Source organism: Acidiferrobacter sp. SPIII_3 (assembly GCF_003184265.1).
GTDB lineage: Bacteria > Pseudomonadota > Gammaproteobacteria > Acidiferrobacterales > Acidiferrobacteraceae > Acidiferrobacter.
The window spans coordinates 2152956-2171828 of record NZ_CP027663.1; the positions used below are offsets into that span (position 1 = coordinate 2152956).

Sequence of the window (18873 nt, forward strand, 5' to 3'; positions counted from 1 at the left end):
CGACCTGACCGGTCAATGCCGCCTCACGACAAGGCCTTGATCGGGATCACCGGCGTCGATGCCGCGCGCCGCTTCAACTCCTCGCGCACCGCCCGCTCGAGGGTATCGACCAGGTCCTCGTTGCTGACCTTGCTGTGCGGCTTGCCATCCTTGTAGAGCAGGTTGGGCGACCCGCCGGCAAGCCCTACCTGCACCTCCTTGGCCTCTCCGGGTCCGTTCACGACGCACCCTATGACCGCCACGTCGATCGACTCCTGGACATCCTCCAGGCGCGCCTCCAGGGCATTCACGGTGGCGATGACGTCGAACTCCTGGCGCGAGCATGACGGGCAGGCAATGAGATTCACACCCTTCTTGCGCAGCCCCAGGCTCTTCAATATCTCGAAGCCGACCTTCACCTCTTCAACCGGATCGGCGGCCAACGAGACGCGCAGCGTGTCGCCTATACCCTCGGCGAGCAGCATGCCAAGGCCGATCGCCGATTTGACCGTTCCCCCACGCAGGGCCCCGGCCTCGGTGATGCCAAGATGCAGCGGTTGCTCGGTCAAGGTTGCCATCTTGCGATAGGCGGCCACCGCCATTGCGATATTGGAGGCCTTGAGGCTTACCTTGTAGTCCCGGAAGTTCAGGCGCTCCAGGATCTCCATATGCCGTAACGCCGATTCGACCAGCGCCTCGGCATTGGGCTCCCCGTATTTCTTTTGAAGCTCCTTCTCGAGGGAGCCCGCGTTCACCCCGATCCGTATACAGATGCCGCGATCGCGTGCCGCCTCGACCACCTGGCGCACGCGATCCTCCCGTCCGATATTCCCGGGATTGATACGCAGGCAATCCGCGCCGAACTTGGCCACCTCGAGCGCGATGCGATAATCGAAATGGATGTCCGTCACGAGCGCCACGTCCACGGCCTTGCGAATCTCCGCAAACGCCTGCGCCGCCTCCATGGTCGGTATCGACACGCGGACTATGTCGGCGCCGGCGGCTACGAGGCGCTGGATCTGGGCCACGGTCGCCGCGACGTCGCAGGTCTCGGTGTTGGTCATGCTCTGTACACTGATCGGGGCGTCGCCCCCCACCGCCACTTGGCCCACATGGATCATGCGGCTCTTGCGACGGGTAATCCCGGTCGTCTCGTGCATAAGGTTCTGATCCCGTTTTAAGGGTCGACTGTGACCCGCAAATTCCGTCCCTGGTGCGCCCTTGGCAAGGTGATCACGTGGCCGCCGACGGTGACCGCCACTCCTCGGCTGCGGCTCAAGGTCAGCCGGAACGGGGCACGCCCCATGAGGGTGACTGCGTGACCGACCGCTATGCGGCCCGCCATCAGCCGTACACCGCGCGCATCACGCACCGAAACCCGTACCGGGGCATCGCCGGCACTGATCCGCAGCCCGACATAATGATGTCCCTGCGGCAAGCTTACCAATCCTCCGGGGCTCGGTACAGCAATTGACCGAGAGATGCCCGCGGACACAGACGGCCGTCTGGGGGCCACCCGCCGATGAGCGAGGGCGACCGGCCCCCTGCGGACGGCGACCGGGGCCGACGCGCGCCGTGCCGGCGCCGCCAAAGGCGCCGGCACACGAGGATGGATGGCGGCCTGGGCGAGTATCGCGGGCGGTATCCGCGCGGGAGCCGGCCTCGGGCGCGGATGCGGCGTCCGGGGTACCGCCGGGGGCCGCGAAGGCCGGCCGCCGCCAGCCGCGCCCAGGGGGAAAGTGCGCAGCTCGCCGCTGCGGTTACGCATCGCGGTGAGGCTTGTCAGCCGCGGCGGCAGCACGCCGGTCACGGGCGCCGCCGTCTGCGAGGGCACCGGCGCGACAGCGTGCCTGTGTTCATGCGTATGCCAGACCACGACCCCGGCCACGACCGCCACCAGAAACAGTCCGTAAAGGACGGGCCCAAGCCGCATTCGGGGGGGCGGGACCGGCGCATGCGCCGCCGGCAGCGGCGGCGGCCCCCCTTCGTCCGATGCGCGCGCCTTGGCGAATTCCTGTGGGTCGAGTCCGAGCAGCTGGGCATAGCTGCGCAGATAGCCGCGGACATAGGCCGCCGGCGGCAGGTCCTCGCGCCGACCGCTTTCGAGGGCCACGATCTGGCTTGGCGACAGCCGCAGGCGTTGCGCGACCTGCTCCACCGACCACCCCGCGCGCTCGCGCGCCGCGCGCAGTCGCGCCCCGGGATTGACCGGGGCCTCACCGTTCGCCGGGCCCTCAATGTCCACTGAGCCGGCCCTCACGCTGCCACTGTACGACCGTTTGCGCCTCGCGGCTATGGCGATAGCCCTCGAGCAGGCGGGTCGCGCAATAATGGATGAACCTGGCGTCCTTCAGGGCCCGCCCGATACGAACCCCGAGAAACAGGGCGTGCGCACTGCGTGCCCGCGCCAGATATTGTGCAAGATCGCCCTTGGCCCGCGCATATTCCCGGTGATCGTAGCGAATACGCGCCAGATAGTAATAGGGAGCGGCCAGTTCCGGGGCCAGCGCCTGGGCACGATGGAAATAATGGATGGCGGCCTTCTCGTTGGGGACCTTCAGAAGGCAAACGGCCATGTTGAGATCGGCGAGCTGCGGTGTCGGATAAAGCGGTGAGTGCAGCGCCGCCTGAAAGTGCTTGAGGCCCTCGGCCACATGGCCGGTCCCGCACAAAAACGCCCCATAATTGTTCTGCAGGCTGCCGTCGTGCGGGTGATGCGCGAGCCCGCGACGAAAGTACCGCCGTGCCTTGACCGGCTCGCGCAGCCGCTCCTCGACAAGCGCCATGGCGTTGTTGGCCGCGCCATCGGTGGGGTCCAGGGCTAAGGCATGCGCGAGTTCGTTGCGCGCAAGCCCCAATTGCCCCTGACGCATGTAGCCGACCCCAAGCGCGGTACGCAACTGCACGAGCTTGTGGGTTTGGGGCGAAAGCCGCGGGGCGCTCGCGCATCCCGCCAGGACCGCCATCCCGAGTATCGCCGCGACGAGGCTAGGACGCATGGATGGGCACGACACGCCGGGTCCGCTCCTTCACGACACCCGCGAGCTGCCCGCAGGCGGCGCGTATGCTATCGCCGCGCGTGCGGCGCGTTACGGCCACGAGCCCCGCCGCAAGCAGGATGTCGCGGAAGCGGTCTATCACCGCATCCGGCGATCGCTCGAAGGACGTCCCGGGGAACGGGTTGAAGGGGATGAGATTGACCTTGGCGGGCACCGTTCGCAGGAGATGCGCCAGCGCCCGGGCATGCGCTACGCTGTCGTTTACCCCCGCGAGCATCGCGTACTCGAAGGTCACGCGCCGGCGCGCGTCGTTGGCCACATAGCGCCGGCAGGCGGTAAGCAGCTCCGCGATCCGGTACTTCTTGTTCAGCGGCACGAGCTCATCGCGCAGGGCATCATCCGGGGCATGCAAAGACACCGCGAGACTCACGGGCGCCACCTCCTGGAGGCGATCGAGGGCCGGTACGACACCGGCCGTGCTCACCGTCACGCGCCGCCGTGACAATCCATAACCCAAGTCATCCAACAGGATATGGATCGCCGGACCGACCTCTTTCAGATTCAGGAGGGGCTCGCCCATGCCCATGAACACGACATTCGAGATCACACGCTCGGGGCTCCCGCGCTCACCCCGCAGCCGGTGCTCGGCAAACCATACCTGGCCCACGATCTCGGCGGCGGTGAGATTGCGGTTGAATCCCTGCTGGGCGGTCGCGCAGAACGCGCAATCGAGCGCGCAACCGACTTGCGAGGAGATGCACAAGGTATTGCGCTCGGCCTCGGGAATGAATACGGTCTCGATGGCATTACCATCGGCGAGACGCAAGACCCATTTGCGCGTACCATCCTCGGAGAGATGTTCGCTCGCCATCTCCGGGATGGTCACCACCGCGGACGCGGCGAGTCGCGCCGCCAGGGCCTTGCCGATATTGCTCATGGCCGCAAAATCGGTGACCCCGCGCTGGTGCAACCACGGAAGGATCTGCTGGGCGCGGAACGCGCGCTCTCCCATCGCCGTGATGTGCGCCTCGAGCGCCGCGCGATCGAGGCCGAGCAGATTGACGGGCTGGGTGGCGGTCAGATCATCCTCCCTAGCGGGTGCGCGGACAGATATCGGTGTCGGCGAAGAAATAGCTGATCTCGGCGCGCGCCGTGTCCGGACCGTCGGACCCATGCACGGCGTTCTCATCGATGCTCGCCGCGAAATCCGCACGTATGGTCCCGGCGGCCGCGGCCTTGGGGTTGGTCGCGCCCATGACCTCGCGGTTCTTGGCCACCGCATTCTCGCCCTCGAGCACCTGGATCATGACCGGACCCGAGCTCATGAAGGCCACCAGGTCATTGAAGAACGGCCGGCCCTTATGCACCGCATAAAAGCCCTCGGCCTGCGCCCGCGTCAGATGCATCATGCGCGCCGCCACGATGCGCAGCCCGGCCTTCTCGAAGCGGTCATAGATGGCTCCGATGGCATTCTTGCCCACGGCGTCCGGTTTCACGATAGAGAGCGTGCGTTCAATGGCCATGCCTGTTCCTTTAGAGTGAAGGGGTCCATACCGAAATCGGCGCATTCTAACCCCTTGACGGCAACACGGCAATTTCCCGGACCGGTCCGGCAAACCCCCGATAGGCTAATCGGAGTCGGCCTCCTCGATCCACGCCATCTGGATCGCCTCGAGGAGCTTTTCCCCGGAGCGCTGGGCCTCGTCCGTGAAATCGTCCAGGTCGAGGACCCAGCGATGCAGGTCCGTATAGCGGATGTAGCGCGGGTCGATTTCGGGATGCCGCTCGTGCAAGAGGATGGCAATTTCTTCGGCATCGCTCCACTTAAGGCCCATGCGTATTCCTCCGTCAATGGCCTTCCGACACCATATTAATGGTGTATTTTGGTATTTCGATGACCAGCGCCGTCTCCTTGGGGATTCTGGCCTGACAGCTCAAACGCGAATCCGGCTCAAGGCCCCAGGCCTTATCGAGCAGATCCTCCTCCTTATCGGTGGCCGGGGCGAGCGCCTCATAACCCTCACGCACGAGCACATGGCAGGTCGTGCACGCGCAGGCCTTCTCGCAGGCATGTTCGATGGGGATCCCGGCGCGCAGCAAGGCATCGCAGATGCTCATGCCTTCCGGGCCTTCGATATCGGCCCCCTGCGGACAGATCTCGGCATGCGGCAAAACCCGGATCCGCGGCATCAGCGAAACTCCGTGACCGACCGGCCCTTCATCGCCCGCTCGAGCCCGGCATCCATGCGTCGCGCCGCGAACCCCGCGCTCGCGCGATCGAGCGCGGTGACGGTCTCGCGTATCCGCTGCGCATCCCCCCCATCGCGGGCCGCCTTCAAGGCCGCCATGTGCCCGGTGATCGCCTCCCGTTCCCCGGCCGCCAAAAGATCGGGGTCGGCGGCCATGGCCGCCGCCACCGCCTCGATCATGCGGTCGGCCTCGACCTGCTGTTCGCGCAACGCCCGTGCCGCCGCGTCCGACTCGGCGCTCGCGATCGAATCCTTCAGCATGCGCTCGATCTCGGCATCCGATAACCCGAACGAAGGCTTGACGGTCACCGCGCTTTCGACACCCGAGATGGTCTCGCGCGCCGAGACATTCAACAGGCCGTCGGCATCCACCTGAAAGGTCACGCGGATGCGCGCGGCACCCGCCACCATGGGCGGGATGCCCCGCAACTCGAAACGCGCAAGCGACCGGCAATCGCTCACCAGATCGCGCTCGCCCTGGACGACATGTATGGCAAGCGCCCCCTGCCCGTCCTTGTAGGTCGTGAACTCCTGGGCGCGCGATGCCGGGATTGGCGAATTCCGGGGGATGATCTTTTCGCTAAGCCCCCCCATGATCTCGATACCAAGCGACAGCGGGATCACATCGAGCAGCAGCATGTCCGCGGCGCCGGCATTGCCGGCCAGGAGATCGGCCTGGCGCGCCGCCCCGACCGCGACCACGCGGTCGGGATCGATGTCATGCAGGGGGGTCTTGCGAAACAGTGCGCCGACACGCTCGCGAACCCGAGGTGTGCGCGTCGCGCCGCCCACCAGCACCACGGCACCGATGTCGGCGATCTTGACACCCGCGTCCTTCAATACCCGGCGGCAGGCGACGAGCGTGCGCTCGATCAAGGGATCGATGGCGGCATCGAGATCGGCGCGCGTCAATCGTCCCGAGTAGATCGGTTGGGCTTCGATCACGGTCTCGGTCTCGGTGGTCAGGCGCTCACGGGCGCTACGCGCGAGACGCAAAAGCCGGCGTCGCTCCTCCGGAGTGCCCGGCCGCGCGCCGCGCGCCGCCCACAACGCCACCACCGCGGCATCCATGTCATCGCCCCCGAGGGCCGCATCCCCGCCGGTGGCCAGGACCTCGAACACCCCCTGCGAGAGCCGCAAGAGCGAGACGTCGAAGGTGCCGCCCCCGAGGTCATAGACACAATAAAGCCCCTCGGGATTGCGGTCGAGGCCGTAGGCCACGGCCGCCGCAGTGGGTTCATTCAAAAGCCGCAGGACCTCGATGCCGGCAAGCCGCGCGGCGTCCTTGGTGGCCTGCCGCTGGGCCTCGTCGAAATAGGCGGGTACCGTGATGACCGCCCCCGAAAGCGGACCGCCGAGGGTCTCCTCCAGGCGCGCCTTCAGGGCCGCAAGCACATGCGCCGAGACCTCCACCGGCGTCTTGTCGCCGGCCACGGTCTCGATGCGCACCATTCCTTCCGTGCCGGCCGCCAGCCGATAAGGGCTCTCGGGAATGTCGCCCCGTCCGCGGCCCATGAGCCGCTTGACGGACGCGATGGTGTTCAGGGGATCGGCGATCTCGGCGTCCTGCGCCTCGCGCCCGACGGTCACGCGTCCATCGCCATGGAATCGCACCACAGAGGGCAGCAGCACCTCGCCCGCGGCATCGGCCAGGACCGCCACCTCGCCGTCGCGCACGGTGGCGATGAGCGAGTTCGTGGTGCCAAGATCGATCCCGGCGACAAACCTTCGCGAATGGGGGGTCGGCGATTGCCCGGGCTCACTGATCTGAAGCAGGGCCATCTACGGGACCTCGGTTACGGCGTCATCGAGCTCCTTAAGGAACCGCCCGAGGAACTGCAGCTCGCGAACGAGCCTCCGCGCCTCATCGAGGTCGGCGGCATCCCCGCGTCCCAAGGCGGCGGCAAGCCGCGCTTCCTTGCCCTTACGACTCGTCGCCACCTCGTCGGCGAGCGCGGCGACCTCGTCTACGCGCCCCGCCCCCTCTTCCAGGCGTTCGCGCCAAGCCATCTGTTCCATCAGAAAGTCCCCGTCCATGACCGTATCGGTCTCCTCGTCCGTCGAAATCCCACGTAGCGCAAGCAAGTGGCGGGCACGGGCGACCGGGTCGCGCAGGACCTTCAAACCATCATTCAGGTCGGCACTCATCGCGACCGCGCGCCTGCGTTCCTCGCTCGTAGCCTGAGCATAGCGATCCGGATGCCAGATACGGATACGCTCCCGGTGGCGGGCGGCCAGATCACCGAGATCGATGTCGAATCGCGCCGGCAGGTCGAACAACTCGAAATAATTACGCACCATACCGGACCCCGTGAGACTAGACGCTGAAGCTCTCGCCGCAGCCGCACGTCTCCTTCTGATTGGGGTTCTGGAAACGGAACCCCTCGTTCAAGCCTTCGCGGGTATAATCGAGGATCGTGCCATCGAGGTAGACAAGGCTCTTCGGGTCCACCAGCACCTTGATCCCGTGGCTCTCGAAGACGCTGTCCTCGGGGGCTGCCTGATCGGCGTACTCCAAAACGTACGCCATGCCCGAGCAACCGCTGGTGCGTACGCCCAGACGCAGCCCCGCGCCGTGCCCACGCTTATCCAACGAGCGCCGCACATGCCGCGCGGCATTTTCGGTCAGTGTGACCGCCATAGCCCTACCCTCCCCTAGGCTGCGTTGACGTTCTCGTCCTTGCCGGTCTTTTTGCGATAGTCGGCGATCGCCGCCTTGATGGCATCCTCCGCCAATACCGAACAATGAATCTTGACCGGCGGCAGCGCCAACTCCTCGGCGATGTCGGTGTTCTTGATCTGCCCGGCCTCTTCCAGGGTCTTGCCCTTGACCCATTCGGTGAGCAGTGAACTCGAGGCAATGGCGCTCCCGCAGCCATAGGTCTTGAAGCGCGCCTCTTCGATCACGCCCTGATCATTGACGCGGATCTGGAGCCTCATCACGTCCCCGCATGCCGGTGCCCCTACCATACCCGTACCTATCGTAGGATCGGCCTTGTCGAATGATCCGACATTGCGCGGGTTCTCATAGTGATCCAATACCTTGCTTCCGTATGCCATAATCTCTCTCCCGTACTCAAACAAAACCTAATGGGCGGCCCACTGCACAGAATTCAGATCGACCCCGTCTTTGTACATCTCCCACAAGGGGGAGAGTTCGCGTAGCCGGCCGATCTTGTCGTGCAACAGCCGTATCGTGTACTCCACGTCCTCTTCGGTCGTAAACCGCCCCATCGTGAACCGGATGGAGCTGTGCGCGAGTTCGTCGTTGCGTCCCAGCGCGCGCAACACGTAAGAGGGCTCGAGGCTTGCCGAGGTGCATGCCGATCCCGACGAAACCGCGAGTTCCTTCAACGCCATGATCAGCGACTCGCCCTCGACGAAATTGAAACTGATGTTGAGATTGCCGGGGATGCGGCGCTCGAGATCACCATTCACATACACCTCCTCGATGTCGGAAAGACCCTCGAGCAGGCGTGTACGCAGCCTCTTAAGGCGCGTCGCCTCGGCCTCCATCTCCTCGCGCGCGAGCCGGAAGGCCTCGCCCATGCCCACGATCTGATGGGTGGCGAGCGTCCCCGAACGCATCCCGCGCTCATGACCCCCGCCGTGCATCTGCGCCTCGAGACGCACCCGCGGCTTGCGCCGTACATAAAGCGCCCCTATCCCCTTGGGCCCATAAACCTTGTGCGCGCTCAGCGACAACAGGTCGACACCCAATGCCGAGACGTCGATCGGTATCTTGCCCGCGCTTTGCGCGGCATCGGAATGAAAGAGGATGCCGCGGGGCTTTACGATGCGGCTGATGGCGGCAAGGTCCTGGATGACACCGATCTCGTTGTTCACATGCATCACCGACACGAGGATGGTGTCCTTGCGCAGCGCCGCCTCGAGCTTGGCGAGATCCAACAGGCCGTCGGGCTCCGGCTCCAGGTAAGTGACCTCAAAACCCTCCCGCTCCAGCTGGCGCGCGGTATCGAGGATAGCCTTGTGTTCGGTCTTGACCGTCACGATATGACGACCCTTGGTCTGGTAGAAGCGCGCCACACCTTTCAGGGCCAGGTTATCCGACTCGGTGGCCCCGGAGGTCCAGACGATCTCCTTGGGATCTGCGTGGATCAAGGCCGCGACCTCGCCGCGCGCGCGCTCCACGGCCTTCTCCGCCTCCCAACCGAATGCGTGCGAGCGCGACGCCGGATTCCCGAAGTCGCCCTCCATGGTCAGGTAGCGACACATGACCTCCGCCACCCGCGGATCCACCGGGGTGGTCGCCGAATAATCAAGATAGATCGGCTTTCTCATACTTGCTCCCATTCCCGCTTCCGTTTATCGGCAATCCGGCCTTGGGCCGTTTGGCCTGACGCATCACCACCTCTTGTACCTCGGGTTCCGACACCAAGGTTGCGAGCGTGATGCCGTCCAAAAACTCATAGATCCGCCGGCTGAGCTCCGTCCACAGCTGATGGGTGAGGCATCGCTCCTCGCCATGGCAATTCTCCTCGCCGCCACAGCGGGTGGCATCGATATTCTCGTTGATCGCCATGACGATCTGCGCCACCGAGATCCGCGCAGCCGGGAGCGCCAGGCTATAGCCGCCCCCCGGACCCCGCACGCTCGCCACCAGCCCCTTGCGCCGCAACTTTGCAAACAGCTGCTCGAGATAGGAAAGGGATATCCCCTGCCGGGCCGCGATATCCGCCAACGCCACCGTGTCGTGATGTTGATGCACGGCCAGATCGAGCATGGCGGTGACTGCGTAGCGTCCCTTGGTTGTCAGTTTCATAAGGCCCTCGGGGCATCATTTCCTGTAGCTACTATGCCATACCATAGCAATTTAGTCAACTATTGTCCGCCCGGAATCCGATCGAGACGCGGTCACACCATCCCCGGCCACACCTCCGTCGCCGCGCTCCGTCCCCTCTTCGAGGAGCGCACTCAACGGCACCCCGGCTTGGCGCAGCTCCTCGCATAGCTGCTCGATACGCCGGTCGACGCCCTCCAGGTGATCAAGCACGCGATCGATGGCCTGCGCGACCGGATCCGGCATCTGTGCGGCCTGGCCATAGGCCTCGAAGCCGATACGCTGGGCCAGGGCCGCCCGCGACCGCTCGCGTACCCCCCGCTTGACCACCACGCGGCCCGGGATACCCACCACCGTGGCCCCCGCCGGGACGTCCTTCACCACCACCGAATTCGACCCTATGCGCGCCCCGTCGCCGACCGTGATCGGTCCCAGGACCTTAGCCCCGGCCCCGACCACGACGTTATTGCCAAGCGTCGGATGGCGCTTCTCGCGCTGCCAGCTCGTGCCGCCGAGCGTGACCCCCTGGTACAAGGTGCAATCATCACCCACCTCGGCGGTCTCACCGATGACCACCCCCAGCCCGTGGTCTATGAAAAACCGCCGCCCGATCCGTGCCCCGGGATGGATCTCGATCCCCGTCAGGAAGCGCGACAACCGGGCAACGGCCTGCGCCGCCCAGCGCCACCCGTGGCGCCACAGACCATGGGCTATCCTGTGTAATGCCAGGGCATGCACACCCGGGTACAGCGTGGCGATATCAAACCACGATCGCGCCGCTGGATCGCGCGCGAAGATGCTGGCAAAATAACCCTTCACGATCGGTTGTGCCTGATCGGCTCGCGTCTTCTCCATGGCCCCCATTAGGCCTTTTCCTACTAATTTTGTCAAGTATTATCCGGGTCGGACGGCCCTGGGCGCGGGGGATACGGGTGCTGGACGGCATTCAGGATGCCGCGCAGGATCTGGAGCTCATTGTCGTCGGGGTGGGCGCGCCGGAACAGTCGGGTAAGTCTGCGCATGAGCTTGCGCGGATGGCGCTCATTCAGAAAGCCAATGTCGGTGATCACCTGCTCCAGGTGCCCGAGAAAGCGGTTGAAGGCCTCTTGCGGGGCCGGCCGATGGTCGGGTTCGGGGATCGGCACCGGCTCCTGGATGGTACAGCGGATCTCATAACAGAGGATCTGCACCGCCGCTGCCAGGTTCAGCGACGCAAAACCCGGGTCGACGGGGATCTGCACGAGGGCATGGGCATAGTCCACCTCCTCGTTGGTAAGTCCCGTGCGCTCGGCCCCGAACAGCAGCCCCACCGGACCCGAGCGCGCCTGGGTGCATAAGGTCGCGGCCGCCCCCCGGGCATCGAGACGCGGCAGGGCAATGGTGCGCGTGCGGGCGCTGGTGGCGGCCACGAACACGCAGTCGGCGACCGCGGCACGGACATCGGCGACGATGGCCGCCGCCGCCAGGATATCATCGGCGCCGGCCGCGCGCGCCACCGCCTCCTCCGCCGGGAAATGCTGCGGGGCCACCAGCACGAGGTTTTTCAAGCCCATGTTTTTCATGGCGCGCGCGCACGCCCCGATGTTGCCAGGGTGCTGCGGCCGCACCAGGATGATACGGATATCCGGCATACTCACGACAAATAACCCCCCGCGCCTAGCCCCGGCCGCCATGGGCTGGGTTCACCCCGCCTTTTACAGGTCGCCGCGCCCCGCTACAATGCTCCCCTTTTCCGGGAGCCGCCATGCACCCCATGCTGAATACCGCCGTCAAGGCCGCGCGTCGCGCTGGGACGGTCATCGTCCGCGCCCTGCCCGATATAGACCGTCTGCGTGTCGAGACCAAGAGTCGCCATGATTTCGTGACCGAGGTGGACCGCCGGGCCGAGGAGCTCATCATCGAGACCTTGAAAGGCGCCTACCCCGATCACGGCATCCTCGCCGAAGAAAGCGGCGCGGCCGCAGGCAACGAGTGGGAATGGGTCATAGACCCGCTCGACGGGACCACGAACTTTCTCCATGGCTTTCCGCAATTCGCGGTATCCATCGCGCTGCGCCGCCGTGGTCGTCTCGAGCAGGCCGTGGTGTTCGACCCGCTGCGCGACGAGCTGTTCACGGCCACCCGCGGCGAGGGCGCGCAGCTGAACGATCGGCGCATCCGCGTAAGTCGCGTGACCGACTTCGACTCGGCGCTCCTCGGTACCGGCTTCCCGTTCCGTGCAAGCGATTCGGTGGCGCAATGGGTCCACTTGTTCGAGCGCGTGGCGTGCCGCACGAGCGGGGTGCGACGCGCCGGGTCGGCGGCACTGGATCTGGCCTACGTGGCCTGCGGCCGTCTGGACGGTTTTTGGGAGACCGGTCTCAAGCCTTGGGATATCGCCGCCGGGGCGTTGCTCGTACGCGAAGCCGGAGGTCTTGCAAGTGATCTTTTCACCGAGGGCGATCCGCTCGACAGCGGCAATATCCTGGCGGCCAATCCGCGCGTCTATGGTCACATGCGCGCGGCCTTCGCCGATGTCGTGCGTCCTGAGGATGATTAGGCGGCGCAAGCCCCGAGATCGCCTGCGGCCGCACCCCCTTTTAAGGTAGGACCAGGCGCGGCCCCCGCGTCTCGGCGATGCGTGCGCTTGCGACCCTGTCTGGCTGCGGCGGGGCCGATGCCGGCGAGGCAGCGAACGCCGCGCGCCGCGGGGCAATCCGCAGAACGGCCTCGGTCTGCGCCTCCGCGAGCACGGCCACGCCCATGGCATACTCGCGTGGCCGCGCACGCTTCAACCAGCGTACGGTAGCCGCCAGCCAATGGCCGCTCCCGGAAGGATCCTTGACACCGATCCAGGTCCCGGGAATGGGCGGAGGTCCCTCGAGGTCCTGACAGCTGAGCCACAGACCGGATCGTCCGGCATCGCGAATGGTCCAGGTCGTCACGCGTGGCAAACCGGCACCCCGCTCGTTCGCCGCCGTCGCCTCCGCCCGACCCCACGGCACCTCCAGATCGACGAAACCTTGGCGAAACCGGTCGTCGGCACGTAGCCGTCGCAGGCTGGCAAGACCCTGGCAGACGAGGCGTTCGCCGCGCAGCCGCACGCGCAAGGAACGTAGCCGCACACCTGGCCGCCATGTCTCTCCCAGGCTTGCGCAAAGCCGCAAGGCAAGGTCCGGCAGCACGCGCGCGGCGAGCCGTGGCGGCAGGGGCCGGCGCGCACGGATGTCGTCCCGCAATCGCGCGAGTTCCGACAACACCGCGCCGGTATCAAGATACAATGGGGCCTCGCGATCCGCCGGATCCGCGGCCCTGTCGGCCTCCGGGACAATGGCAAACCCGGCTGCTTCATTCAACACCGCCCGGTCACCGACCTCGGCGATAAGCTCCCAGACCGCGTCTATGCCCCCTTCCGGCAGCGCGTAGGGGTCCGACAGGCCCATGAGCAAGACATTGGCATAGAGGCGCTCCAACTCGAGCGTCGGGGCACCGGCCGCCCGGAATAGGGTATGGATACGCCGCCAGAGCCCGGGCGGGGCCGGCACATAGGCCCGGTAGGCCGCGCGCAGGACCTCCGAGAGCCCGCTTATCGCGCCGGCCACGGCCATCCGGCGCTCATCGGCCGGCAACTCCGGGGTGAGCGCCATCTGATATCCCTGGGCCATCTCGGAATGCAGGGTGGTGGCCAATCCCGCGATGGCGCGCGCACTGCCAGGACGAGCCAGCACCGCGGTGAGATCCGCCGCCGAACGCGTGTAGTGGCGAAGAAGCGTGATGCGCGTGACGGGGTCGAGGAGTGTCGCGTTCAGTGCGCGTACCGATTGCCCGAGGAGCGCCAACGCCCGCCCGGGCTCGGCGGCCGGCAGTGCATCGATCCAGGCCTTGAGGCGCCGCTCGCGCCACGGCAGCCACCGCCCTTGCCGCCCCTCGATCACGTCCATTGGTGAGGATCCTTTGGTAGCAGACTGCGCCATAGTATCCACGGGTGCCCGAAAACCGCAAGCGCGCGGTTTCCTGCGACCACGGCTTCGCCTAATATGGCGGCTTTTGGGAGGACGTGCGTCATGACCTATGTGGTCACCGAGAACTGCATCAAGTGCAAATACACAGACTGCGTAGAGGTCTGCCCGGTCGACTGCTTTCGGGAGGGCCCCAACTTTCTCGTGATCGACCCCGACGAATGCATCGACTGCACATTATGCGTCCCGGAATGCCCGGTCGGCGCGATCTTCTCAGAAGACGAGATCCCCGAGGAGCAACGCGATTTCATTGCCCTGAACGCCGAACTCGCCAGGGCCTGGCCTGTCATCCTGGAAAAGAAAGACCCGCCGGCGGATGCCGCGCAATGGGACGGGGTCAAGGGTAAGCGCGACCAGCTTCAGAAATAACGAGGGGACCGCCGCACGGAACCGGCGCCAGCGCTCATGGTCCCGCACCCGCGCCGCTCGCCGTAAGCGCCGGACGCACTCAATGAGATCCGTCCCGGCGTTGATCGCCTTCCGGCGGGCCGAGATCCCAACGACAGACGCGCATCATCGCCCCACCTCTGGGGCGCAACCCCCGCGTCCTCCATCGGCGGGCCGACCGGCCCCATTGCCCGGGGCGCGCATGAGGGACGCTACGCGTCTTGGGAAACGACGCGGCCGCTGTCGCCCACGAGCGCGGCGATCAGCCGGTCCTCGAGCTCGATGCGCGTCGCCAGGGCCTCGCCCAATACCGAGAGATCCAGAGGAAGATCGGCGGCATCACCGCGATCACCGGGGCGGGCGTGCTTGTCGTTGAAACGAATGGCGATCTCTGTACAGGTCTCGATACGCCCGTAGATCTCGCCCCCCAGCGCCACCACCGCCCGGCGGCGCTCACGGCCATCGACGAGGCGTTGGTACAAGGAAAAATGGGCAGCGGCCATGTAATCCACGAGGATCTGGCAGAAGGCCTGGAGCACGTCATCCCCGACGGCGTCGCCGCCGAAGGGGTCGAGGCCCGCGACCCGACAAAAAAGCACCAGCATCTCACGACGCTCGGCGAGCAATCGTTCGATCATTCCGCGCCCGGCCGCCCGCCGGTCCACAACGCCTCTCGTTGCCGTGGCCATGCCGCCCCCAATGCTCATGTGCGCCCGCGTGCCATCGTTTGCACGGGACACATAAATTGCCCGAATGCCACTATAAGACAGCGGCCGGACCTGGACAAGGCGACTAGAACGGCAAACCCGGCATCTTGCCCTTCATGCCGGCCAACATGCGTTTGAGTCCGCCCTTGCCCATCTGCTTCATCATGCGCTGGGCCTGCGCGAATTGCTTTAGCAGGCGGTTGACTTCCGGCACACCGGTGCCCGAACCCTGGGCGATGCGGCGCTTGCGTGAGCCGCGTATGGTGTCGGGGAAACGGCGTTCCTGAGGCGTCATGGAATTGATGATGGCCACGAGGCGGCGGGTATCATGATTCTGCAGCTGCGCGCGTGCCGCCGCCGGGAGTTCGTTCATGCCCGGGAGTTTATCGAGCACCCCGGCCATGCCGCCCATGCGCTCCATCTGGAGCATCTGCTCACGAAAGTCCTCGAGATCGAAGCCCTTGCCCTTCTTGAACTTCTCGGCCAGACGTTCAGCGCTCTGGCGGTCGACCTTACGCTCGGCCTCTTCGATCAGGGTCAGGACGTCGCCCATGCCCAGGATGCGTGAAGCCAGACGTTCGGGGTGGAAGGGTTCGAGCCCGTCGGTCTTCTCGCCTGTACCCAAAAACTTGATGGGCTTGCCGATCACCGCGCGCAGGGAGAGCGCCGCCCCCCCACGGGCATCGCCGTCGGTCTTGGTGAGAATCACGCCGGTCAGCGGCAAGGCCTCATCGAAGGCCTTGGCCGTATGGACGGCATCCTGGCCGGTCATGCTGTCGACCACAAACAAGGTCTCTATCGGGGCGGTAACGGCATGCAGGGCGCGCACCTCGTTCATCATGGTCTCGTCGATATGCAGCCGCCCGGCGGTGTCGACAATGAGGACATCGATGGCCTCGCGCCGCGCCAGATCCACGGCGCGACCGGCGATCACCTCCGGGGACTCCGTGGGCGACCCTTTGTAGAAAACCGCACCGACCTCGTCTGCCAGACGCTCGAGCTGGTCCATGGCCGCCGGACGATAGACGTCGACGCTCACGAGCGCCACCTTCTTGCGCTCACGCTCGCGCAACAGCCGGGCAAGCTTGCCCGCGCTGGTGGTCTTCCCCGAACCCTGTAGACCCGCGAGTAGGACCACCGCCGGCGGGCGGGTGGCCAGATCCAGCCGGTCACATGCCGCTCCCATGGTCTCCACCAGGGTGTCATGCACGATCTTGACCACCGCCTGACTCGGGTTCAGAGTGGCCATCACCTCCTGGCCGAGCGCCCGGGCGCGTATCGTCTCGATCAGGGTTTTCGTGGTCGACAGCGCGACATCCGCCTCCAGAAGGGCGATCCGCACCTCGCGCAATGCCTCACCGATGTTTTTCTCGGTCAGGCGCGTCTCTCCGCGCAGGGTGCGCAACGCACCCTGCAAACGATTGCTCAGCGTTTCGAACATCTCTGTCTCCTGTGACCCATCGCGGACCTCCCGGGGCACGGGGCCTTCCCGCGACCCCCCAGGTATGCCATTATCGTGCCACCGTTACCCGTGCCGTCCTATGATACAACTCCTCTTCCATATCGTGGCCGTCATCCTCTATGCGCTCGCCGGCATCTACTACTGGCGCGCCCTGGAATCCCCGCCGGGCGGCCAACGTGATCGCAGGCGGGGTGCCTTCATAGGGGCCCTGGCGGTCATCTTGCAGGCCGGCCTGCTCATAGGCGACATCGATCACGATGGCCATCTGACGCTCGGCGTGGGTACCATCCTGTCCCTCGACGCCTGGGCGGTGGCCGCGATCTTCCTCGTGGCGTCCTTGCGCAAACCCATCGAAAGCCTCGGGGCATTCATCATGCCAAGCACGGCGGTGGCCACCATGGGACAGATATTCCTGCCGGCAAGCAGCGAGGATACGCGCATCAACGATCCTTGGCTCGTGGCCCACATCGTCATCTCGATCCTGGCCTACAGCCTTCTCAGCATCGCCGTCGTTCAGAGCCTCGTCCTGTGGGTCCAGGAAAGCCGCCTGCGCCGTCGCCACCCGGCCCAGTTGTTGCGCGCGATCCCACCGATGGAGACCATGGAGACTTTGATGTTCGAAATGATCCAGGTGGGATTCGTGCTCCTTACGCTGACGCTCATCAGCGGGTTCTTCTTCTCCGAGCAACTGTTTGGCGACCCCTTGCCCTTCACCCACCACAGCGTGCTGTCGCTCGTGGCATGGCTGGCGTTCGCCATCCTGCTCATAGGCCGCCGCCAATTCGGCTGGCGCGGGCGCAACGCCGTGCGCTGGACCGTCGGCGGCTTCGTGCTGCTGGTATTCGCCTACCTGAGCGCCGAGTTCCTGTTCAAGCTGGTCCTGCCCGGCTAAAACGGCCCCGGCGGACGCCCGTCCGGCGCCCATCAATCAGTCTCGAAAAACACCGCGGCCTGTGGTAGGGTCCCGTGTTTAACACTCAGGACCCTTTCGACCCTTGGACCACGTCCGCCTCGGTATGCTGGCCGGCGTACTGCTGTTTCTGATCTTCCTGTCCGGATTCTTCTCCGCGGCTGAAATCAGCCTCATGACGGTCAACCGTTACCGCCTCCGCCATCTCGCCGAATCCGGCCACCGGGGCGCGCGTCTCGCCCGTCGCCTACTGCGCCGTCCGGACCGCGTCCTGGGCGTGGTGCTGCTTGGCAACAACTTCGGCAACATCGCCGCCTCCTCGGTCGCCACGCTGATGGCCGTCCGGCTCTACGGGGCGGGCGTTCTGGCCCTGGTCACGGGGGTGCTGACGCTCGTCATCCTCATCGTCTCGGAGGTGGCCCCTAAAACTTTGGCAGCGCTCTATCCGGAGCCCGTGGCCTTCGGGTCGGCCTATGTGCTGACACCGCTTTTGCGCGTCATCTACCCGCTCGTCGCGGCCGTCAACTTCACCGCCAACCATCTGCTGCGCGCCTTCGGGGTATCGGTCAAGCCGCGCACCCCCGATCAGATGAGCGCTGAGGAGCTGCGTGCCGTGGTGCTCGAAGCCGGGAGCCTCATCCCCACCACCCACCGGGCGATGCTGCTCGCCATCCTCGATCTCGAAAAGAGCACCGTGGAAGACGTCATGGTGCCCCGCCGCGAGGTCGAGGGCATCGACCTCGAGGCCGACTGGGACGAGATCGTAGACCTTCTCGGGCGCAGCCATTACACGCGCCTGCCGGTGTTTCACGGCAGCCTCGACAACGTCATCGGCATGCTCCATGTACGGCGCGCCCTGCATCTCGCGCTCGCCGGCCGGCTAACGCGCGACAGCCTGAAATCGGCGGCGCTCGAGCCCTACTACATTCCCCAGGGCACGCCGCTCGCCACTCAGCTCATGAATTTCAAGACCATGCGCCGGCACATCGGGCTTGTGGTCGACGAATACGGCGACCTCATGGGTCTCGTAACCTTGGAGGAGATCCTGGAGGAGATCGTGGGCGAATTCACCACTCAGGCCCCGGGCACGCCCGAGGACATCTTCCCGCAACCCGACGGCAGCTTCCTGATCAACGGCAGCACCAGCATCCGCGACATCAATCGCACGCTCGGCTGGCAGCTACCCTTGAACGGACCCAAGACCCTGAATGGACTCATCACGGAGTACCTGGAGGACATACCCTCGCCTGGGACCAGTCTGCTTTTGAATGGCTATCTCGTGGACATCGTTCGCACGCGCGGCACCGCAATCCAGGTGGCACGCCTCAAGGTCCACGCCGTGGCCGCCAAAGAGCACGACGAGGACGAGTAAGGAGTAGCG

At 65.6% G+C, this 18873-nt stretch carries 22 protein-coding genes; 4 read left to right on the forward strand and 18 right to left on the reverse strand.

Annotated elements, in window-relative coordinates:
* Positions 1–23: 23 nt before the first annotated feature.
* The 15 genes from ispG to C4901_RS10920 all read right to left on the reverse strand — a co-directional run bounded on the left by ispG (position 24) and on the right by C4901_RS10920 (position 11659).
* Entirely contained in the window at positions 24–1139 is a 1116-nt protein-coding gene (gene ispG, locus C4901_RS10850) for a flavodoxin-dependent (E)-4-hydroxy-3-methylbut-2-enyl-diphosphate synthase (RefSeq protein ID WP_110137342.1), read from the reverse strand.
* Between the two features lie 17 nt (positions 1140–1156).
* Positions 1157–2224: a helix-turn-helix domain-containing protein gene (locus C4901_RS10855; protein WP_145960699.1), complete on the reverse strand. Its 1068-nt coding sequence runs from the start codon at positions 2222–2224 to the stop codon at positions 1157–1159.
* Positions 2214–2945 (reverse strand): type IV pilus biogenesis/stability protein PilW, encoded by a 732-nt coding sequence (pilW, locus tag C4901_RS10860; RefSeq protein WP_168185682.1) that lies wholly within the window; start codon positions 2943–2945, stop codon positions 2214–2216. Before pilW ends, C4901_RS10855 begins: the two co-directional genes overlap by 11 nt.
* Positions 2946–2967: 22 nt before the next feature.
* Positions 2968–4059 carry a 23S rRNA (adenine(2503)-C(2))-methyltransferase RlmN gene (rlmN, locus tag C4901_RS10865; protein ID WP_205736295.1) on the reverse strand — a complete coding sequence of 364 codons (1092 nt, stop codon included), beginning with the start codon at positions 4057–4059 and terminating at the stop codon, positions 2968–2970.
* 10 nt (positions 4060–4069) lie between these two features.
* On the reverse strand, positions 4070–4501 hold the full coding sequence (ndk, locus tag C4901_RS10870) for a nucleoside-diphosphate kinase (protein WP_065971810.1): 432 nt from the start codon (positions 4499–4501) through the stop codon (positions 4070–4072).
* 105 nt (positions 4502–4606) lie between these two features.
* The gene (gene iscX / locus C4901_RS10875) at positions 4607–4813 is read right to left on the reverse strand and encodes a Fe-S cluster assembly protein IscX (RefSeq protein WP_110137346.1); all 207 of its coding nucleotides are present in this window, start codon (positions 4811–4813) and stop codon (positions 4607–4609) included.
* Between the two features lie 13 nt (positions 4814–4826).
* Positions 4827–5168, reverse strand: coding sequence for an ISC system 2Fe-2S type ferredoxin (gene fdx / locus C4901_RS10880; protein ID WP_110137347.1), 342 nt, complete (start codon positions 5166–5168; stop codon positions 4827–4829).
* Entirely contained in the window at positions 5168–7009 is a 1842-nt protein-coding gene (gene hscA / locus C4901_RS10885; protein WP_110137348.1) for a Fe-S protein assembly chaperone HscA, read from the reverse strand. The genes fdx and hscA overlap by 1 nt, the downstream gene beginning before the upstream one ends.
* Positions 7010–7528: a Fe-S protein assembly co-chaperone HscB gene (hscB, locus tag C4901_RS10890; protein WP_110137349.1), complete on the reverse strand. Its 519-nt coding sequence runs from the start codon at positions 7526–7528 to the stop codon at positions 7010–7012.
* A 16-nt stretch (positions 7529–7544) separates the two neighbouring features.
* The gene (gene iscA, locus C4901_RS10895) at positions 7545–7868 is read right to left on the reverse strand and encodes an iron-sulfur cluster assembly protein IscA (RefSeq protein WP_110137350.1); all 324 of its coding nucleotides are present in this window, start codon (positions 7866–7868) and stop codon (positions 7545–7547) included.
* Between the two features lie 14 nt (positions 7869–7882).
* Positions 7883–8287, reverse strand: a complete 405-nt coding sequence (iscU, locus tag C4901_RS10900; protein WP_110137351.1) for a Fe-S cluster assembly scaffold IscU — start codon at positions 8285–8287, stop codon at positions 7883–7885.
* 27 nt (positions 8288–8314) lie between these two features.
* Complete coding sequence (locus C4901_RS10905) at positions 8315–9529, reverse strand: IscS subfamily cysteine desulfurase (protein ID WP_110137352.1); 1215 nt, start codon at positions 9527–9529, stop codon at positions 8315–8317.
* Complete coding sequence (gene iscR, locus C4901_RS10910) at positions 9507–10010, reverse strand: Fe-S cluster assembly transcriptional regulator IscR (RefSeq protein WP_065971802.1); 504 nt, start codon at positions 10008–10010, stop codon at positions 9507–9509. The genes C4901_RS10905 and iscR overlap by 23 nt, the downstream gene beginning before the upstream one ends.
* Positions 10011–10061: 51 nt before the next feature.
* Positions 10062–10883 carry a serine O-acetyltransferase gene (cysE, locus tag C4901_RS10915; protein WP_110137353.1) on the reverse strand — a complete coding sequence of 274 codons (822 nt, stop codon included), beginning with the start codon at positions 10881–10883 and terminating at the stop codon, positions 10062–10064.
* A gap of 32 nt (positions 10884–10915) precedes the next feature.
* Positions 10916–11659 carry an RNA methyltransferase gene (locus C4901_RS10920; RefSeq protein ID WP_240611872.1) on the reverse strand — a complete coding sequence of 248 codons (744 nt, stop codon included), beginning with the start codon at positions 11657–11659 and terminating at the stop codon, positions 10916–10918.
* A gap of 113 nt (positions 11660–11772) precedes the next feature.
* Here C4901_RS10920 and C4901_RS10925 point away from each other — a divergent pair, with 113 nt between their 5' ends.
* Positions 11773–12567, forward strand: coding sequence for an inositol monophosphatase family protein (locus tag C4901_RS10925; RefSeq protein WP_110137355.1), 795 nt, complete (start codon positions 11773–11775; stop codon positions 12565–12567).
* A 40-nt stretch (positions 12568–12607) separates the two neighbouring features.
* Here C4901_RS10925 and C4901_RS10930 read toward each other — a convergent pair whose 3' ends face one another.
* Complete coding sequence (locus tag C4901_RS10930) at positions 12608–13948, reverse strand: hypothetical protein (protein ID WP_110137356.1); 1341 nt, start codon at positions 13946–13948, stop codon at positions 12608–12610.
* Between the two features lie 123 nt (positions 13949–14071).
* Between C4901_RS10930 and fdxA the strand changes: the two genes are divergently transcribed.
* Positions 14072–14395 carry a ferredoxin FdxA gene (gene fdxA, locus C4901_RS10935; RefSeq protein WP_110137357.1) on the forward strand — a complete coding sequence of 108 codons (324 nt, stop codon included), beginning with the start codon at positions 14072–14074 and terminating at the stop codon, positions 14393–14395.
* A gap of 230 nt (positions 14396–14625) precedes the next feature.
* Here the strand turns inward: fdxA and C4901_RS10940 are convergent, their stop codons facing one another.
* Both C4901_RS10940 and ffh read right to left on the reverse strand, forming a co-directional pair.
* On the reverse strand, positions 14626–15051 hold the full coding sequence (locus C4901_RS10940) for a sigma D regulator (RefSeq protein WP_168185684.1): 426 nt from the start codon (positions 15049–15051) through the stop codon (positions 14626–14628).
* 154 nt (positions 15052–15205) lie between these two features.
* Positions 15206–16561, reverse strand: a complete 1356-nt coding sequence (gene ffh, locus C4901_RS10945; protein WP_110137359.1) for a signal recognition particle protein — start codon at positions 16559–16561, stop codon at positions 15206–15208.
* 100 nt (positions 16562–16661) lie between these two features.
* Here ffh and C4901_RS10950 point away from each other — a divergent pair, with 100 nt between their 5' ends.
* The gene (locus C4901_RS10950) at positions 16662–17474 is read left to right on the forward strand and encodes an inner membrane protein YpjD (protein WP_168185685.1); all 813 of its coding nucleotides are present in this window, start codon (positions 16662–16664) and stop codon (positions 17472–17474) included.
* Positions 17475–17577: 103 nt separating this feature from the next.
* Complete coding sequence (locus tag C4901_RS10955) at positions 17578–18864, forward strand: HlyC/CorC family transporter (protein WP_110137360.1); 1287 nt, start codon at positions 17578–17580, stop codon at positions 18862–18864.
* The last annotated feature ends 9 nt before the right edge of the window (positions 18865–18873 follow it).

Coding starts and splice junctions, on each gene's coding strand:
- fdx (WP_110137347.1), bottom strand. CDS start 5,168: ATGCCGCGGATCCGGGTTTTGCCGCATGCCGAGATCTGTCCGCAGGGG.
- C4901_RS10905 (WP_110137352.1), bottom strand. CDS start 9,529: ATGAGAAAGCCGATCTATCTTGATTATTCGGCGACCACCCCGGTGGAT.
- C4901_RS10925 (WP_110137355.1), top strand. CDS start 11,773: ATGCACCCCATGCTGAATACCGCCGTCAAGGCCGCGCGTCGCGCTGGG.
- iscU (WP_110137351.1), bottom strand. CDS start 8,287: ATGGCATACGGAAGCAAGGTATTGGATCACTATGAGAACCCGCGCAAT.
- iscX (WP_110137346.1), bottom strand. CDS start 4,813: ATGGGCCTTAAGTGGAGCGATGCCGAAGAAATTGCCATCCTCTTGCAC.
- iscA (WP_110137350.1), bottom strand. CDS start 7,868: ATGGCGGTCACACTGACCGAAAATGCCGCGCGGCATGTGCGGCGCTCG.
- pilW (WP_168185682.1), bottom strand. CDS start 2,945: ATGGCGGTCCTGGCGGGATGCGCGAGCGCCCCGCGGCTTTCGCCCCAA.
- ffh (WP_110137359.1), bottom strand. CDS start 16,561: ATGTTCGAAACGCTGAGCAATCGTTTGCAGGGTGCGTTGCGCACCCTG.
- iscR (WP_065971802.1), bottom strand. CDS start 10,010: ATGAAACTGACAACCAAGGGACGCTACGCAGTCACCGCCATGCTCGAT.
- hscA (WP_110137348.1), bottom strand. CDS start 7,009: ATGGCCCTGCTTCAGATCAGTGAGCCCGGGCAATCGCCGACCCCCCAT.
- C4901_RS10920 (WP_240611872.1), bottom strand. CDS start 11,659: ATGCCGGATATCCGTATCATCCTGGTGCGGCCGCAGCACCCTGGCAAC.
- ndk (WP_065971810.1), bottom strand. CDS start 4,501: ATGGCCATTGAACGCACGCTCTCTATCGTGAAACCGGACGCCGTGGGC.
- hscB (WP_110137349.1), bottom strand. CDS start 7,528: ATGGTGCGTAATTATTTCGAGTTGTTCGACCTGCCGGCGCGATTCGAC.
- C4901_RS10930 (WP_110137356.1), bottom strand. CDS start 13,948: ATGGACGTGATCGAGGGGCGGCAAGGGCGGTGGCTGCCGTGGCGCGAG.
- fdxA (WP_110137357.1), top strand. CDS start 14,072: ATGACCTATGTGGTCACCGAGAACTGCATCAAGTGCAAATACACAGAC.
- cysE (WP_110137353.1), bottom strand. CDS start 10,883: ATGGAGAAGACGCGAGCCGATCAGGCACAACCGATCGTGAAGGGTTAT.
- ispG (WP_110137342.1), bottom strand. CDS start 1,139: ATGCACGAGACGACCGGGATTACCCGTCGCAAGAGCCGCATGATCCAT.
- C4901_RS10950 (WP_168185685.1), top strand. CDS start 16,662: ATGATACAACTCCTCTTCCATATCGTGGCCGTCATCCTCTATGCGCTC.
- C4901_RS10940 (WP_168185684.1), bottom strand. CDS start 15,051: ATGATCGAACGATTGCTCGCCGAGCGTCGTGAGATGCTGGTGCTTTTT.